Here is a 16,026-nt window from a genome sequence, read left to right as displayed (position 1 = left end):
ATGTCTCTTTTTCAGTAACAAAAGGATCCATGACCGTCATCATCACTGCCAAGGAAGAAGTTGATGCCTGGCTGGCAAGGCTGATCCTTGGTTTCATCGATCCGGACCGGGGAGAATTTTCCGTCTTCGGCAACACCCCGTCTTCCTTGACCGGGAACAAGCTGTATGAATTTCGAAAACGGATCGGCCTTGTCTATGCCAACGGTGGTCTCATCTCGAATCTGAAAATATGGGAAAACGTCACCCTGCCCCTTTCATACATGACCAGACTGAACGACGCCGAGATTGAAAAGATTGGTAGTTCTGCTCTGAAAAGGGTGGGTTATCCGGGAAAGTTGATGCAACTGCCCGGTCACACGCCGTTCCATCATAAAAAAATGGCAGGTTTTGCCAGGGCCATGCTCATGGATCCTGAACTGATGGTCTATGAATCCCCACTTCTGGGGCTTAACCATGAGGAAAGACGTCTTTATATAAATACAGCCATGGAATTCCATGGGGAAAAAGACGGGAGAACCTCCCTTTTCATCTCATCCAGCCCTGATATCCTTCCCATGATGAAGGCTGCCAGGGTCATCCACATAAATCAGGGACTGCTCTCATGATAAAAGAAGAAGATGTCCGTTTCAAACATCTGGAAAAGAAGATCGGGCTGTTTGCAGCTATTGCCATAGTAGGCGCATTGGCAGTCGTACTGTTCATTGGGGCCGACAAGGACCTTCTCACCCCCAAGTACAAGCTGAAGTTTACTACTGGAAAGGGCACCGGCTTCGCCAAAGGAATGCCCGTGAAACTTTCGGGGTTCAGGATAGGGCGCATCAAAAGCATAAACCTCAACGAACAGGCTATGGTTGATATCGAGATAGAGGTTAACAAGAAATATCAAAAATGGATCAAGAGCGATTCCAGTGCAAGACTGGTAAAGGAAGGGCTGGTTGGTGACAGCATCATCGAGGTAACAGCAGGTTCCGCCAAGGCAATGGTCCTCAAGAACGGCGATACGATAAATTTTGAAAAAAGCAAAGGCCTGGAAGAAGTTGCCAATGATATAGCCGAAGAGGTCAAGCCGGTGTTGATTGAGGTCAAGGAAATCATCAGCTATATCAATGATCCCAATGGTGATATCAAGCAGTCGCTGGGCAATATAAAGCTGCTGACTCAGCAGTTGCAGGATACCAGGGAAAAGGTGGACGACCTGCTCGTCTCCTCCAGGGATAATGTCAGCTCCCTGACCAAAAGCGGAGTCGATGTTCTGAACAATACCAACGCCAAGGTTTCAGCCCTGGGTCCTACCCTGGAAAAGGTGGACAGGTCAATGGCCAATTTGGAAAAAAGCCTTCCCCCATTACTGCAAAAGGTCGATGCAAGCATGGATCATCTGGAAAAGACCACGCTGCAGTTGCAGAAAACATCGGAAAAAGCCATGCCGAGGGTTCCGAAGCTGATAAACAAGGCTGAAGACGTCATGGAGGGGGCAGATACGGTGCTGAATGCCGTTAAGGATATGTGGCCATTTAAAAATCACGTCCCGGCTGCGGATCAACGTCAGTTTGTCCCAGGTGACAGCCATGATTAGCCCCAGAATATTCACCTTCTGTTATATCGTGCTTTTACTCTTGGTATTTATCGGTCCCGGTTGCAGTAAGGACCTGCCGCGTCTGTCAGGGCCTCAGCTGGAGGCTGTCAATCACAACCTGCGAGGGATCAAGGCCGAGGCCCGGGGAAACCACGAGCTGGCCCTGGAAGAGTTTAGTGAATCACTGAGAATAAACGGGTCCGTCGATAATACGGAAGGCAAGTTAGTGGCACTGGTGAACATCTCCAGGGTCAATCGCCACACGGGAGATGCAGACTCGGCCCTGAAAGCAGTAAATCAGGCACTGGAACTGGTAACGCCTAAATCAGATATCTTTTCTGAAGTAGCCTTCGAAAAAAGTAGCGTCGAACTCCAGTTGAAGAACCTGGCCGGCGCACAGGAATGGGCAGCAAAGTCAATTGCGGCAGCAACTGGCAGCAAGACAACGGCGGCAACCAACCTGCTTGCCAGGATACTGTACTTGGGAAAACAGCATGATGCGGCAAAAGAGCAGGCTGATAAGGCGCTTATTTTAAGTAGAAATAACAGCCAGACAGAAGAAGAGGCGAATGCGCTACGCCTTTTGGGCATTCTTCATTCAAACAGTAAACGCACCACTGAAGCTCTTGATGCTTTTGGCAAGGCTCTCCAACTGGACAAGACTCTCGGCAAAAGTCGAAAAATCGCCGCTGATCTGCGTGGTATTGCCGATGTTTATGCTTATACGAATAGTAATGCAGAAGCCATCTCCTTCTACGGACGTGCCCAGAGCGTAAGCATGAACGATGGAGATCGGCAAGCGGCGGCAGAAGACCTGCTCCTCATGGCCAGGCTCCATGACAAGATGGGTAACCATAAGAAATTCCGGCAGCTCATGGAAGAGCGGGAATCACTGCTCAAGGAGACAGAAAAACAATAATTTCGGCCACAGGAATAAAAACGGCCTTGCAACCCTTCACTTTTCGCCTCTTACCTGCTAAGATGCCTGGATTCAATGGCTACACAATCAATTTCCACAGAGAGAACAAGACCATGAAATACATCAGCACCAGGGGAAATATCGCCCCGGTTGGCTTCAAAGACGCTGTAATGATGGGCCTTGCCACAGATGGCGGCCTCCTTCTACCTGAACGTTTTCCGGTCATAGACGACGGAACCCTTTCTGCATGGCGTTCTCTCCCCTACCGTGAACTGGCATTTCAGGTAATCTCCCGCTTTGTGGACGATATTCCCGCCGCCGACCTGAAAAACCTCATCGATAAATCATATGACAGCTTCGCCCACGAAGAAATCACCCCGGTCGTAGCCAAAAACGGCGTCCATATCCTGGAGCTTTTCCATGGACCTACCCTGGCCTTCAAGGATGTTGCCCTTCAGCTTCTCGGCAACCTTTTCGAATATCTGCTGAAAGAGAGCGGCAGAAAAATGAACATCGTCGGTGCCACCTCCGGCGATACGGGAAGCGCTGCCATCTATGGCGTCAGGGGCAAGGAAAACATCAATATCTTCATCCTCCACCCATACGGCAAGACTTCTCCCATTCAGGCGCGGCAAATGACCACCGTTCTTGACGCAAATGTCTTCAACATCGCGGTCAATGGCACCTTCGATGACTGCCAGAATATTGTCAAGGACCTGTTCAACGACCTTCCCTTCAAGGAACAGTATGCCTTGGGCGCCGTTAACTCCATTAACTGGGCACGGGTCCTGGCCCAGGTCGTCTACTATTTCTACGCATGGTTCCGGGTAACCGATTCCCAGGAAAGCCCGGTGGTTTTTTCCGTTCCCACCGGCAATTTCGGCGATATCTTTGCCGGATATGTGGCAAAACGTATGGGACTCCCCATAGCAAAACTGCTGCTGGCAACCAATGAGAACAACATTCTTACCCGTTTCATCAATGATGGCGACTACTCCAAAGGATCGGTAGTCCAGACGGTCTCTCCATCCATGGACATTCAGGTGGCATCCAACTTCGAGCGCTACCTTTACTACCTGTTCGATGAAAGCCCTGCCCGGGTCCGCGAATGTTTCAGTCAATTTGCCGCAACAGGCAGGATGACCTTTACTGCCGAAGAATTGGAGAGGGTGCGCAAAGACTTTGCTTCCCGCTCTGTCAACGAAGAGGAAACCCTTGAAACCATTGCCGCATTTCACTTGGAAACTTCCTATATCCTGGATCCCCATACCGCGGTCGGGGTCAAGGCCGCTCAGGATTGCGCCGCAGGCAGCACAGTAGTATGCCTGGCTACGGCCCACCCGGCCAAATTTGCCGAAGCAGTAGAAAAGGCCACCGGCAATCGCCCTCCCCTGCCAGGCTCCCTGGAAGGGATAGAACAGCTGCCGACCCGTTGCGAAGTTATGCCTGCGGACCGGGCAACAATACAGAACTACGTGGCTGAGAAGGCTCTTTAAATAAGTAATGACAAGAGAACCCCGTCTTTCCAGGCGGGGTTTTTCATTTCCAATTCTTTAATGGTGTTATTTAAAACAAGATATTGACTTAAGGTAACCAGACAATCCATGGTACTGAACTGGAAAGACATAGATACGGTCCTGCTGGATATGGACGGAACCCTCCTGGACCGCCATTTCGACGATCATTTCTGGCTGGAACATGTGCCGAGACGTTATGCCGACAAGCACGGTATTGCGCTGAAAGATGCCAAGGCCATGCTAATCAGCCGTTTCCGCTCCCAGGAAAACACCCTCAACTGGACCGACCTGGATTACTGGACCGAACAGCTAGGTCTGGATATACCGCTGCTGAAGGAAGAGGTGGATCATCTTATCGCCGTCCACCCCTTTGTCGTCGAGTTCCTGCTTTATCTCAGACAGCAGCGCAAGGCCATTTACCTGGTGACCAATGCCCACAGCAAAACTTTGACCCTGAAGATGAGAAAAACCCGCATCGGCTCCTACTTTGACGGCATCATTTCCGCCCACGATCTTGGCCTGCCCAAGGAAGATGCGGCTTTCTGGCCTGCGTTGGCCTCCCGCATCAGCTACGATCCTGAAAGGACGCTACTTGGTGAAGACAGCGAGACAAACTTGTCCACAGCGGCCCAGTACGGCATCAAATATCTGATCTACGTAAGCCGTTTCAGTTCCGCCCTCACACCGAAACCCTCTGCCAACTTCTCATCCATTCACTATTTCAGCCAGCTGATCCCCAAGGAAGGTTCTACGGGGGTGGATCTGGCAAAGATAAAGATGTTGCCGCCTGATTTTATTTGAACGGAATCACCTCCAGCTTGCCGAAATCTCCCCTCTCTAATTTCAAGGCGCGACGTTCAAACTCGATCTCGTTGGGGTCATGACGGTCGATCCGACGGTTTTCCAAAACTTGCTGGACGATAAAAGCGACACCCAAAAAAGATGCCAGCCTGTATCTGCGCGTCATCAGGAAGCCCAGACCACTCCCCAGCAACATGAGCGCTGTGGAAGTCATCGCCATGTCCAGGCCTCGCTCCATGTTTAAATGCCTTAGTTTTCCTTTGATATTAGGCAGTTGATCCCGGTTGAAATTAAGTGGCTTGTCGCTGTTCGGCTCTATATCTGCCCTTTTCCGTTTGTTTGCACGAAAACGATTGAAAAAACCCGCGTTAAGTAGCATTGTTAACCTCCTTTGAGGTATCGCCTTTGGTCACAAGTTGTTATTATTAATCTTAACAGCCATCTTTCCATCCTCAAGGCTGGCATTCTTTGCCTTCTTTAAGCACAAAAAAAAACCGCCCGTCGGCAGGTGGCCGAACAGGCGATTGGGGTGCAATCCAAATGGAAGATGACCTATTCCAGGTTATCCTCTATTCTGATGACGTTGCTCTTTTCTTTGATAACGTCAAAGGTGTCGATCACTGAAAGCGCCTTGCGTATATCCATTTCCCGGGCTTCATGGGTCATGATGACGATAGGTACGGTGCAATTGGTGCTCCGCGCCGTCTGCATCATGGACTCGATGCTGATGTTATTGTCACCCAGCGCCCCCGAAATCTTGGCCAGAACCCCCGGTCTGTCAAATGCATTGAAACGGATGTAATATTTGCTGGTGATCTCTCCCATGGGCTTTATGGTAAGGTTCTTCACCTTGTCGTCACCAAAACCCAGAGGAGCTGAGCGTCTGGAGATTCCTGCCACAAGGTTTCGGGCGATATCTGCCACATCGCCGATTACTGCGCTGGCAGTGGGTTCCATCCCGGCACCGCGCCCGTAGAACATAACCGGGCCCACGAAGTCACCTGACAACCTGATGCCGTTGAAGACACCGTTCACATCCGCCAAGGGATAATTTACCGGAATCATTGTCGGATGTACCCTGGCCTCGATGCGTTCACCATCACGCTTGCCGATGGCCAGCAGCTTGATCTTGTAGCCGAAGTCCCTGGCAAAATTGATATCGACCGCTGCAATGGAGCTTATTCCCTCAGTGGAGACCTCTTTCAGATCAACCCTGGTGCCGAAACAAAGGGAAAGGAGAAGGCACAGCTTATGGGCGGTATCGATCCCTTCCACATCAAAGGTGGGATCAGCCTCTGCATAGCCCAGCTGCTGGGCGTTTTTCAGTACTTCGGCGAAGTCGGCCCCTTCCTGTGTCATTCTGGTGAGGATGTAATTGCAAGTGCCGTTGAGAATACCGAGCACGGTGCTGAAATTGTTGCCGGCCAGGTTTCCCCTGATGGAAGAGAGGACTGGTATTCCGCCTCCTACTGCAGCCTCGAAAAGGACCTCTACTCCTTTCTTTTCGGCAGCGGCGTATATCTCCTCGCCGTGTACTGCAAGAAGAGCCTTGTTAGCGGTGACGATATGCTTGCCGTTGGCAATGGCCTTGAGGACAAAACTGCGGGCAGGTTCGTAACCGCCGATCAATTCGATGACTATGGCTATTTCCGGATCACACAGGACCTCGTCCACATTGGTAGTGAGAACTCCAGGCTCCACCTCCACGCCACGATCGGTACTGATGTCCAGATCGGCGATCTTTTTCAGGAAGAGTCTTGTTCCGAGTTTTTCCTCCAGAAGGCTGCCATTTTTATCCAGCAATTTGACGACACCAGCACCAATGGTGCCGAAGCCGATCAGACCAATCTTGATCTCGTTCATATTCCCTCGCTAACAGATAACATATCTTGCCACTGCACGTCATTCCTTGTCGGGCAACGATGACGCTATTTCATCAAGTATGCCGTTGATAAAGGCTGGTGAGTCTTCGGCACCGAATTTTTTCGCCACTTCAATCGCTTCGTTGATGGTAACGTTCTTCGGTATATCCGGCCGGTAAAAAAGCTCGAATACGGCAAGCCGCAGGATATTCAGGTCCACTTTCGCCATTCTGGCTATGGACCAGTTCTTGGATTTCTCTTCGATTTTGCGGTCGATCGCCTCGCTGTTGGAGAGTACCCCATTGACCAGTTCGGTGGCAAAGGTAAAGGATCGTCCATGGACATCCAGGGAGGGTTCCGAACCATCGGCAAAATTATCCATGATCTTCTTCAGAGCAAAAGTTCCGCCGAGGGATTCCGCATCGGATGAATAAAGTGCCTGCAGGGCAAGCTCACGCCCTTCTCTTCTGCTGCTCACTACTTTATCCCCTTGAACAGATTGGCCGTTTCAATTGCCGTCATGGCTGAATCGAAGCCCTTGTTGCCGGCCTTGGTACCTGCCCTCTCCACGGCCTGCTCGATTGTGTCGGTGGTAAGAACGCCGAAGGCGACCGGAACGCCGCTGTCCAGTGAGACATGGGCAACACCCTTGGAAACCTCGGCAGCCACATAATCAAAGTGTGGTGTTGCCCCACGGATGACTGCGCCGAGGCAAATGATGGCGTCGTATTTGCCAGTTGCAGCCATTTTCTTGGTGGCCAGGGGAATTTCAAAGGCACCGGGGACCCGGGCAACCTCTATGTTTTTGTCGTCAGCCCCATGGCGGATCAGGGCGTCCAGCGCACCTTCCAGAAGCCGCTCACCTATGAAGCTGTTGAAACGTCCGACAATGATGCCGAAGCGAAGGCCCTTGGCATCCAATTTTCCTTCTATAAATTTAGGCATGACTCCCTCCGTTTTAATCTCAGATGTTTTCCAGCAGGTGCCCCATTTTTTCCCTTTTTGTCTTCAGATACTTCTTGTTGCTCATGGAAGGGGCAATCTCTATGGGTACCCGCTCAACGATGTTGATACCGTATCCTTCGAGGCCGACTATTTTCTTAGGATTGTTGGTCATCAGCCTGATATTTTTAATCCCGAGGTTGACGAGAATCTGGGCGCCAATGCCATAATCGCGCAGGTCGGCCTTGAAGCCAAGAGCAAGATTGGCCTCTACGGTATCCTTTCCCTGATCCTGGAGTGCATAGGCTTTGAGCTTGTTGATCAGGCCTATGCCACGCCCTTCCTGGCGCATGTAGAGGACAACCCCTTTTCCTTCAGCTTCGACCATTTCCATGGCACGATGCAGCTGTTCGGCACAATCGCAACGGATGCTGGCGAAGACATCTCCGGTAAGGCATTCGGAGTGGACACGGACCAACACAGGCTCGTCACCGCGAATCTCCCCTTTGACCAGGGCAAGATGTTCCAGTTTGTCGATGTCATTTTCGAAGGCAATGGCACTGAATTCACCAAGTTGGCTGGGAAGCCTTACCTCGGCAGCCCTGCGCACCAGCGATTCGTGTTTCAGCCGGTATGCAACCAGGTCGGCAATGGTGCAGACCTTGATACCGTGTTCCTTGGCGAATTTTTTCAGTTCGGGCATTCGGGACATGGTCCCGTCATCATTCATTATCTCGCAGATGACCCCTGCATGTTTAAGCCCGGCCAGCCTGGCCAAATCAACAGAGCCCTCAGTCTGCCCTGCCCTGACAAGAACGCCGCCAGCCTTTGCACGCAAGGGGAAAACATGGCCCGGTCTGGCCAGGTCATCGGCCGATGCATCATCAGCAACCGCCGTTAGTATGGTATGGGCACGATCAGCGGCGGAAATCCCGGTGGTGACCCCCTTCTTCGCCTCTATGGAGACAGTGAAGGCTGTGCCGAATGAGGAGGTATTGGTGGAAACCATGGGCGGTAGATTTAGCTGATCGCATTTGTCCCCGGTCAGGGTCAGGCAGATCAAGCCACGGCCGTATTTGGCCATGAAGTTGATAGCTTCAGGCGTGACCTTTTCAGCCGCCATGGTCAAGTCACCTTCATTTTCCCGGTCTTCATCGTCAACCAGAATAACCATCTTTCCCTGCCTGATATCCTCGATGGCATCCTCTATCTTTGCTACGGTCATAACCAAACCTTCCTTCTTTCAAAGTAATAAAACGACATTATATCGGACAGCATAACCTTATGTCACATAAAGCCGCTTTTTGCAAGCAGTTCCAATGTGATGCCAGTGCTGTCCCCCCTGTCGCGATGCCTCAACAGCCGTTCCACATATTTAGCCAGTATGTCCGTTTCTATATTGACAACATCGCCGGCCTTTTTCCCAGCAAGAGTGGTCTTTGCGAGGGTATGGGGAATGATGTTCACTGAAAAACCGTCATCATCGACGGTATTTACGGTCAGACTTACGCCATCGATGGCAATGGAGCCTTTTGCCGCCACATATCTGAGATATTCTGCCGGCATGCGGAAGAAAAAGACGGTGTTGCCCGAAACAGTGCGTCGATCACGGACCACGGCCAGACAATCCACGTGGCCTGAAACCAGGTGGCCGTCAAGCCGTCCCGAAACGGCAAGAGCACGTTCCAGGTTTACCGGCGTCCCTTTTTTCAGTTCCTTTAGAGAGGTTCTGTTAACTGTTTCCGGCGAAACATCAAAGGAAAAGGTGCCGGCTCCTTTGCCGACGACCGTCAGACAAGCTCCATTTACAGCGATAGAATCGCCTATGGCGATCCGGTCAGATGGAAATGCGGCGGAAACGCTCAAGATACCCGCATTGCTTTTCATCTCCATCCCTGCAACCGTACCGATCTCTTCAATCAACCCTGTAAACATATCTTCTCCGGATACCCCTGCACCAGGATATCGACACCGATTTTCGTCACGGTCACCCATTGAAGCTTGAGCGCATCAGCCATTTTACCTGCCCCATTGCCTGCAAATGGCCCGAGCCCGTCGCCGGCAACCAGTTTGGGGGCATAAAAGAACATGCACTTATCAATGATGCCCTTGCGGAGTGCCTCGCCGGCCAGTTCAGCCCCTCCCTCCAAAAGGACTGACTGCACCCCTCGTTTTCCCAGCTTCGCCATCAGGCAGCACAGGTCGACCCGATCGCCATCTTCGCCGCAAGAAAGCACTTCAGCGCCCAAACCTGCCAAGCGGGAGACCTGTGCCTCATCTGAAGAGATGGTGGCAACGACAGTCTTTGCAGTGGAATCGCAATGCAAAACATGAGCGTCCGGAGGAATTCTCAGCTTTGAATCGACAACAACCCGAAGGGGATTTCTGCCGCCTGGGATCCTGGAAGTCAGAAGAGGATCATCTTTGATGATGGTTCCCACACCCACCATGATAACATCAAGTTCTGATCGAAGTTTATGAACATATCGTCGTGACTTTTCAGACGTTACCCATTTTGAGTCCATCCCGGCAGTGGCAATCTTCCCATCCATGGTCATGGCGGTTTTCAAAATGACAAAGGGAAGTCCGGTAGTCACATGCTTGATGAAGGGTTCGTTAAGGGCGCGGCATTTTTCTTCCAACAGCGGCGCCTCCACCTGAATACCGGCAGCACGCAGCTTTGAAATTCCCTTGCCGCAAACCCTCGGGTTCGGATCGACCATACCCACATAAACGCGGGCAACCTTGGCGGCGATAAGGGCGTCGGCGCACGGCGGGGTCTTGCCGAAGTGGGAGCAAGGCTCAAGCGTGACAAAGACATCGGCACCTTCTGCCAAAGCCCCTGCCTGCCTCAAGGCATGAATTTCGGCATGGGGTGTACCTGCCTTCCTATGCCACCCCTCACCTACTATTGCGCCATCCTTGACGATTACACAGCCCACAGCCGGATTGGGTGCGGTTTTTCCCACACCTTTCCGCGCCAGGGACACGGCACGTTTCATCATGTTTTCGGCAAAGTCCGTCACTTCTTCAACAGTTCCTGCAATTCGGACATGAATTCGGTTATGTCCTTGAAGGAGCGATAGACCGAGGCAAAACGCACATAGGCTACCTGATCGATTGCATGAAGTTCCGTCATCACCCATTCCCCCAGGGATTTGCTGGGAATTTCCTTTTCTCCGCTCTCCTGCATCTGTACTTCAAGGCGGTCAATGAGCCGCTCGATTGTTTCCACCGACACCGGTCTCTTCTCGCATGCCTTCATGACGCCGGCCACCAGCTTCATCCTGTCGAACGGCTCGCGGCGGCCATCCTTCTTGATCACCAGCGGAAGTATCTCTTCTACCCGTTCATGGGTCGTAAACCTTTTGCTGCACGATTCGCATTCCCGCCTTCTGCGGATTGTCGAACCTTCCTTATCAGGACGGGAATCGACCACCTTGCTGTCGGCAAAGGCACAAAATGGACACTTCATCGTTCCTCCTGCTCAGAGTCCCTTTTCTGAAAGCTGTCCACGATGATCCCCGACTCCCTGATCATTTCTTCGGCCAGCTGGTCAGGGTATCCCATTTCGAAGACAATCCGCTTGATCCCGGCATTGATGATCATCTTGGAGCAGATGATACATGGCATGGTCGTGCAGTACAAAGTTGACCCTTCGATACCAGTGCCGTGCTTTGCCGCCTGTATTATGGCATTCTGCTCGGCGTGCAGGCCCCGGCAAAGCTCGTGGCGTTCCCCGGACGGAATACCTAGCTTCTCCCGCAAACACCCCACGTCCAAACAATGTGAAACACCTGACGGAGCTCCATTATAACCGGTTGCCAGAATGTTCTTGTCTTTGACGATAATGGCCCCAACCTGACGGCGCAGACAGGTCGATCTTTTGGCAACCAGGTGGGTAATCCCCATAAAATATTCATCCCAGCTGGGACGGCTCATAAATAGCTCCGTTGAGGTTGATAAGATAACTGATATGAAGTGAGAGGTCAAGGACAGGCGGTCTGCATATGAAAAAGAAAAGCGCCGATAATGACGCTTTTCCGAGGAAAGCCAATTGCAGAAACGTTATCAGCGCAACAGCCTTAGCAGATAGATGAAGGTTCCTCCCACAGAAAGACCCGATAGAAGGCCTGCAGCCTGGTTAACCAGTAACGAGAAGTTGACTCGACCCGGATAGTCTATGTTGTGATAGGCACCGATGCTTTGCATGAACAGGTGCCAGTCATTATCCCAGCAGAACACCTGCAGGTAAAGCTCCGATCCTTTCCAGAGAAAAATGCAGACAAAGACGATGCCGAAGGCAATAAAGCCGTTGGCTATGACGGAGTCCCGAACCTGCAGATATATCTTTCTGATCATGTCGATATTTATGAGAGAGAGAAAGACCCAGTTGGCATTTTCGATCATGCGTATGTTACGCAGAATGTTGTAGGTGGGTTCCGGGTTTATAAAGACGAATGCGGCCGAAAGCAGGATGACGGCCAGACAGGTCAAGTATACCATGGCCTTGCTCCCCCCCACCTCCAGCGTCCGGCTGAAAACATAGTATTCCTGAAAGCCATGGGTCATGACCATTATGGAGACGGTGCCGATTATATAATGAATGGCAGCCAGCCGAGGATAATCACTCCAAGGGGCGAGCATGTATGCCTGACTGATGAAGATCAGAAAAAACCCAAGGGAAATGCTGGTCCAGATGCGGGCGTTGCCGATACTGAAGTAAAAACTGATGATGCCTGCCAGAAACCAGAAAACGGTCTGGATCAGTGAAATGGTACTGACATTAGAAAATAAATCCATTGCTGCTCCTCCTGCAAAACGTCACATTAAATGGAAAGACGGCTGATTTCCTTCCGCAAAAGATCGGTCATCTCCTTCAACTTGGAAAGACTGGTAAGCAGCTTCGATGATTTTTCCACCCCTGCCAGGAACTTTGCCACCTGATCTGCATCAAGCAGGCCCCTTCTGCCGCCGCAGTCCGCAAGTTCCTTATCGATCAGAGTCCGCCCCATTTTGCCCAGGTAGGCTGCGGCGACTTCTTTCAGATCTTCCTCCAGTTCCAGCAGTTTCGCATCCTGTTGCCTGTTGTCCCGCTCACGGGCTTCCTTGTTTTGCTGCTGCAGCTGAGCCTCATGGCGGATTTTGGTCGATTCCCATATTTTATCGATATTGACCATTTCGAGTAGGTCAAGGAGCATCAACTCGTCTGCGCTTTTTGTGGAAAGAATGTCTACCTTTGCCCCCGGTAACCCGGCAATCTTCTGTGATTCGGTGGCGGAGGTCTCTATATCATTGGATCCATCATGGAAAAAACCCAGTGGTGCCCCCTCCTTGTAAAAAATGAGAGCCGACCTGTCCTCGGTGTAAATTCTCAGGCAGCCGTTGAGCTGTTGCGCCCTCATCTTTTCAAGGAGCCCCTTCACATCGATCAGTTTCAGTTCCTGCCCTTTGTATAGAACTTCGCCGTGCAACAGTGCGTGCAGTCCCATAACCAGGTCACGGGAGAGCCTGTAGACGGAAAGGCTGCCGCCCCCAGCGAAAATATGACTGCACAATGCCGCTAAGGCCTCAAAGCCCGACAATCTGGTATTGCCCTGCTCACACATGGTGCTGATAAGTTTTCCCCCCTCAAAGAAAAGAATCATGTTTGAAGATGGAAAAACAAAGTTGAGATATCCAGTGAAACCGCCGTTTTTCAGCTTGTCCAGTATTTCCGGCAGCTTGACTTTGGCAGCAGCAACGTTTTCATACAATGGATTTCCCTTTGGCAAGAGAAACATCCGAGGCTCCTTCTTCGGCAGGAATATCCGGGAAATAAAATGTTGATACTATATGTCAAAATGGGTGGAAATAAAAGTATCAATTGGCAGGATTAACGTTGAAGCTCTCATAAATCTTGTCAAAGATATGCTCGATCTTGAAAAATACCCCGAGAAGCACAGGATCAAAGTGTTTCTCCGGGTTGATCCTTTCATCACCATTGCGGAAAATGGACAGGGTGGCCTGATGGGTGAGAGGGGTCTTGTAGCTTCTGTTTGATCTAAGGGCATCATAAACATCGGCTAACTTGACGATTCTTCCAGCCAGCGGGATATTCTCGCCAGCAAGGCGATTTGGATAACCGCTGCCATCCCAGTTTTCATGATGGGAAATGGCAATATCCCGTGCCACCTGTAGCCTGGGCGAGTCACCTAAAATCTGCCGGCCATAGACCGGGTGCATGCGGATTAGCGCTGTTTCCGCATCATCAAGAGGCCCATTTTTAAGTAAAATGGAAGCCGGAATCTTGATTTTCCCCACATCATGCATCTGCGCCGAAAAGGAAACCGTTTCCACAAAATCGTTGGGAAGTCCCATGTTGGCAGCAAGGGCACCGGCATACCGGTTCACCCTCTGGATATGTTTCCCCGTATCTTCCTCGGCAGCTTCGCAGGCTCTGGCAAGGGCCTCTATTGTGTATCTGAATGCCTTCTCTGTCTCCTGTACCTCATCCGATATGGTCTGCAATGAGCCGATCACCACTGCCATGCTTTTGAGAACCTCTGCGTCGTAAGTAGTCGCCTTTCCAGGGTAGTTGATAGCAACAATGGCACCCGGCACCTCGCCGCTTATGCGGCAAATAATGAAGTTGATAATTGGAGAAGAAATAAAATTTTTAACTGCCGGATGGAAATAGGACTGGAAGTCTTCGATGCTCTCGTAGCTGTCCGCCCAGTTGACTAAAACTACTTCCTCCTGGGACTGAGCTTCAAGCAGATTGACAGCATACCCGGACAACGGATCTAGAGCTATTTCATCAGACCTCTCCACCAAAGAACCGTCTTTCATGTGAAAAACACGGCCGGGTTGAAGAACGCCGCTCGCATCCTGAAAAACCAGAAAGATGCTGGCCGGCCCCCGTCTGCCTTTCCCGCCTAGAACTTTGCCCAACACTTCCTGGTAAAGAGTGTCGCGGGTAAATCTTTTGCAGCAGATATCGCGCAACGCGAGGTCCGTGAGGTGTAATAAAGACAATGTCTGCTGTAAGGACATTTCACAAAGATTGTCAGACATAAGTATTCCTACTAATAGATGTTCATGTTCCAGACTGAAAAATCTCTGTCATCCTACATTGTATGTCTTTCAAGATAAAAAAAAAGCCCGATGACAATATCGGGCTTTTTTTCAGCTGATACAAAACTGGATTATTTTGCGGCAATAGCCTTGTCATAACCCATCTGGAAAGCTTTCTTGTTCAGGTCCACAAATGCCTCGGGAACACGGGCAAGAACTGCCTTCTCTGCACTTTCCTTGGTGACGACCCCGGTAAATAAAATTTTTAACTGCCGGATGGAAATAGGACTGGAAGTCTTCGATGCTCTCGTAGCTGTCCGCCCAGTTGACTAAAACTACTTCCTCCTGGGACTGAGCTTCAAGCAGATTGACAGCATACCCGGACAACGGATCTAGAGCTATTTCATCAGACCTCTCCACCAAAGAACCGTCTTTCATGTGAAAAACACGGCCGGGTTGAAGAACGCCGCTCGCATCCTGAAAAACCAGAAAGATGCTGGCCGGCCCCCGTCTGCCTTTCCCGCCTAGAACTTTGCCCAACACTTCCTGGTAAAGAGTGTCGCGGGTAAATCTTTTGCAGCAGATATCGCGCAACGCGAGGTCCGTGAGGTGTAATAAAGACAATGTCTGCTGTAAGGACATTTCACAAAGATTGTCAGACATAAGTATTCCTACTAATAGATGTTCATGTTCCAGACTGAAAAATCTCTGTCATCCTACATTGTATGTCTTTCAAGATAAAAAAAAAGCCCGATGACAATATCGGGCTTTTTTTCAGCTGATACAAAACTGGATTATTTTGCGGCAATAGCCTTGTCATAACCCATCTGGAAAGCTTTCTTGTTCAGGTCCACAAATGCCTCGGGAACACGGGCAAGAACTGCCTTCTCTGCACTTTCCTTGGTGACGACCCCGGTCAGTGCCACCATCGCGCCAAGCGCTACTATGTTGGCAACGATCTCACGGCCAACGTCATTCTTCGCCGTATTGATGATGGGAAATGAAACCACCTTGAAGTTGCCCTTGGGCTGTCTCGTAACCAGGTCGGAGTCTATAAGCAGCACACCGCCTTCTTTAAGGTCATGGGAATACTTGTCGCAGGCTTCCTGTGTCAGTGCCAGAAGCGCATCAACAACAGTGGCCTTGGGATAGTCGATAAGGGAGTCCGAAACGATAACCTCGGACTTGGATGCACCACCGCGAGCCTCGGGGCCATAGCTCTGGGACTGAACAGCCTGCTTTCCATCATATATCGAGGCGGCTTCAGCCATGATAACTCCGGCAAGGATCAAACCCTGTCCGCCTGCCCCGGAGAATCTGATTTCATATCTTTGTGACATCTGACTTTCTCCT

18 protein-coding genes and 1 pseudogene are annotated in these 16,026 nt (G+C 50.8%); 5 read left to right on the top strand and 14 right to left on the bottom strand.

Annotation, left to right across the window (positions count from 1 at the left end; genetic code table 11):
- Positions 1-29: 29 nt before the first annotated feature.
- The 5 genes from GEOB_RS13325 (at position 30) to yrfG (ending at position 4,813) form a co-directional block, all read left to right on the top strand.
- On the top strand, positions 30-605 hold the full coding sequence (locus GEOB_RS13325) for a P-loop NTPase family protein (protein WP_230198945.1): 576 nt from the start codon (positions 30-32) through the stop codon (positions 603-605).
- Positions 602-1,576, top strand: coding sequence for an MlaD family protein (locus GEOB_RS13320; RefSeq protein WP_012647763.1), 975 nt, complete (start codon positions 602-604; stop codon positions 1,574-1,576). The genes GEOB_RS13325 and GEOB_RS13320 overlap by 4 nt, the downstream gene beginning before the upstream one ends.
- Positions 1,569-2,495, top strand: a complete 927-nt coding sequence (locus GEOB_RS13315; RefSeq protein ID WP_012647762.1) for a tetratricopeptide repeat protein — start codon at positions 1,569-1,571, stop codon at positions 2,493-2,495. The genes GEOB_RS13320 and GEOB_RS13315 overlap by 8 nt, the downstream gene beginning before the upstream one ends.
- A 113-nt stretch (positions 2,496-2,608) precedes the next feature.
- A complete protein-coding gene (thrC, locus tag GEOB_RS13310; protein WP_012647761.1) occupies positions 2,609-3,991 on the top strand; it encodes a threonine synthase in 1,383 nt (460 codons plus the stop codon).
- Between the two features lie 108 nt (positions 3,992-4,099).
- The gene (gene yrfG / locus GEOB_RS13305; protein WP_012647760.1) at positions 4,100-4,813 is read left to right on the top strand and encodes a GMP/IMP nucleotidase; all 714 of its coding nucleotides are present in this window, start codon (positions 4,100-4,102) and stop codon (positions 4,811-4,813) included.
- On the opposite strand, the gene GEOB_RS13300 is transcribed toward yrfG, so the two are convergent.
- The 14 genes and pseudogenes from GEOB_RS13300 to GEOB_RS13235 form a co-directional block, all read right to left on the bottom strand.
- Positions 4,806-5,192: a hypothetical protein gene (locus tag GEOB_RS13300; protein ID WP_012647759.1), complete on the bottom strand. Its 387-nt coding sequence runs from the start codon at positions 5,190-5,192 to the stop codon at positions 4,806-4,808. The genes yrfG and GEOB_RS13300 overlap by 8 nt on opposite strands.
- A gap of 173 nt (positions 5,193-5,365) precedes the next feature.
- On the bottom strand, positions 5,366-6,676 hold the full coding sequence (locus tag GEOB_RS13295) for a homoserine dehydrogenase (protein WP_012647758.1): 1,311 nt from the start codon (positions 6,674-6,676) through the stop codon (positions 5,366-5,368).
- Positions 6,677-6,715: 39 nt separating this feature from the next.
- Complete coding sequence (gene nusB, locus GEOB_RS13290) at positions 6,716-7,153, bottom strand: transcription antitermination factor NusB (RefSeq protein WP_012647757.1); 438 nt, start codon at positions 7,151-7,153, stop codon at positions 6,716-6,718.
- Complete coding sequence (gene ribH, locus GEOB_RS13285) at positions 7,153-7,620, bottom strand: 6,7-dimethyl-8-ribityllumazine synthase (protein WP_012647756.1); 468 nt, start codon at positions 7,618-7,620, stop codon at positions 7,153-7,155. The genes nusB and ribH overlap by 1 nt, the downstream gene beginning before the upstream one ends.
- A gap of 19 nt (positions 7,621-7,639) precedes the next feature.
- Positions 7,640-8,842, bottom strand: coding sequence for a bifunctional 3,4-dihydroxy-2-butanone-4-phosphate synthase/GTP cyclohydrolase II (locus GEOB_RS13280; RefSeq protein WP_012647755.1), 1,203 nt, complete (start codon positions 8,840-8,842; stop codon positions 7,640-7,642).
- Positions 8,843-8,904: 62 nt separating this feature from the next.
- Complete coding sequence (locus GEOB_RS13275) at positions 8,905-9,552, bottom strand: riboflavin synthase (protein ID WP_012647754.1); 648 nt, start codon at positions 9,550-9,552, stop codon at positions 8,905-8,907.
- Positions 9,537-10,643 (bottom strand): bifunctional diaminohydroxyphosphoribosylaminopyrimidine deaminase/5-amino-6-(5-phosphoribosylamino)uracil reductase RibD, encoded by a 1,107-nt coding sequence (gene ribD, locus GEOB_RS13270; protein ID WP_012647753.1) that lies wholly within the window; start codon positions 10,641-10,643, stop codon positions 9,537-9,539. Before ribD ends, GEOB_RS13275 begins: the two co-directional genes overlap by 16 nt.
- On the bottom strand, positions 10,640-11,092 hold the full coding sequence (nrdR, locus tag GEOB_RS13265) for a transcriptional regulator NrdR (RefSeq protein ID WP_012647752.1): 453 nt from the start codon (positions 11,090-11,092) through the stop codon (positions 10,640-10,642). The genes ribD and nrdR overlap by 4 nt, the downstream gene beginning before the upstream one ends.
- On the bottom strand, positions 11,089-11,559 hold the full coding sequence (locus GEOB_RS13260) for a deoxycytidylate deaminase (RefSeq protein WP_012647751.1): 471 nt from the start codon (positions 11,557-11,559) through the stop codon (positions 11,089-11,091). The genes nrdR and GEOB_RS13260 overlap by 4 nt, the downstream gene beginning before the upstream one ends.
- 129 nt (positions 11,560-11,688) lie before the next feature.
- Entirely contained in the window at positions 11,689-12,420 is a 732-nt protein-coding gene (locus GEOB_RS13255) for a hypothetical protein (RefSeq protein ID WP_012647750.1), read from the bottom strand.
- 26 nt (positions 12,421-12,446) lie between these two features.
- Positions 12,447-13,400, bottom strand: a complete 954-nt coding sequence (locus GEOB_RS13250) for a hypothetical protein (RefSeq protein WP_012647749.1) — start codon at positions 13,398-13,400, stop codon at positions 12,447-12,449.
- Positions 13,401-13,479: 79 nt separating this feature from the next.
- Entirely contained in the window at positions 13,480-14,448 is a 969-nt protein-coding gene (locus GEOB_RS13245; protein WP_230198944.1) for an HD-GYP domain-containing protein, read from the bottom strand.
- Between the two features lie 356 nt (positions 14,449-14,804).
- Positions 14,805-14,936: pseudogene (locus GEOB_RS20610) on the bottom strand (2-oxoacid:ferredoxin oxidoreductase subunit gamma); the annotation flags it as partial.
- A 531-nt stretch (positions 14,937-15,467) separates the two neighbouring features.
- A complete protein-coding gene (locus GEOB_RS13235; RefSeq protein WP_012647746.1) occupies positions 15,468-16,013 on the bottom strand; it encodes a 2-oxoacid:acceptor oxidoreductase family protein in 546 nt (181 codons plus the stop codon).
- Positions 16,014-16,026 lie beyond the last annotated feature (13 nt).

Origin of the sequence: Geotalea daltonii FRC-32 (genome assembly GCF_000022265.1) — a bacterium.
Taxonomy (GTDB): Bacteria; Desulfobacterota; Desulfuromonadia; order Geobacterales; family Geobacteraceae; genus Geotalea; species Geotalea daltonii.
The sequence above is the reverse complement of the archived record's forward strand: the minus strand, read 5'-3'. Positions and strand labels throughout refer to the sequence as shown.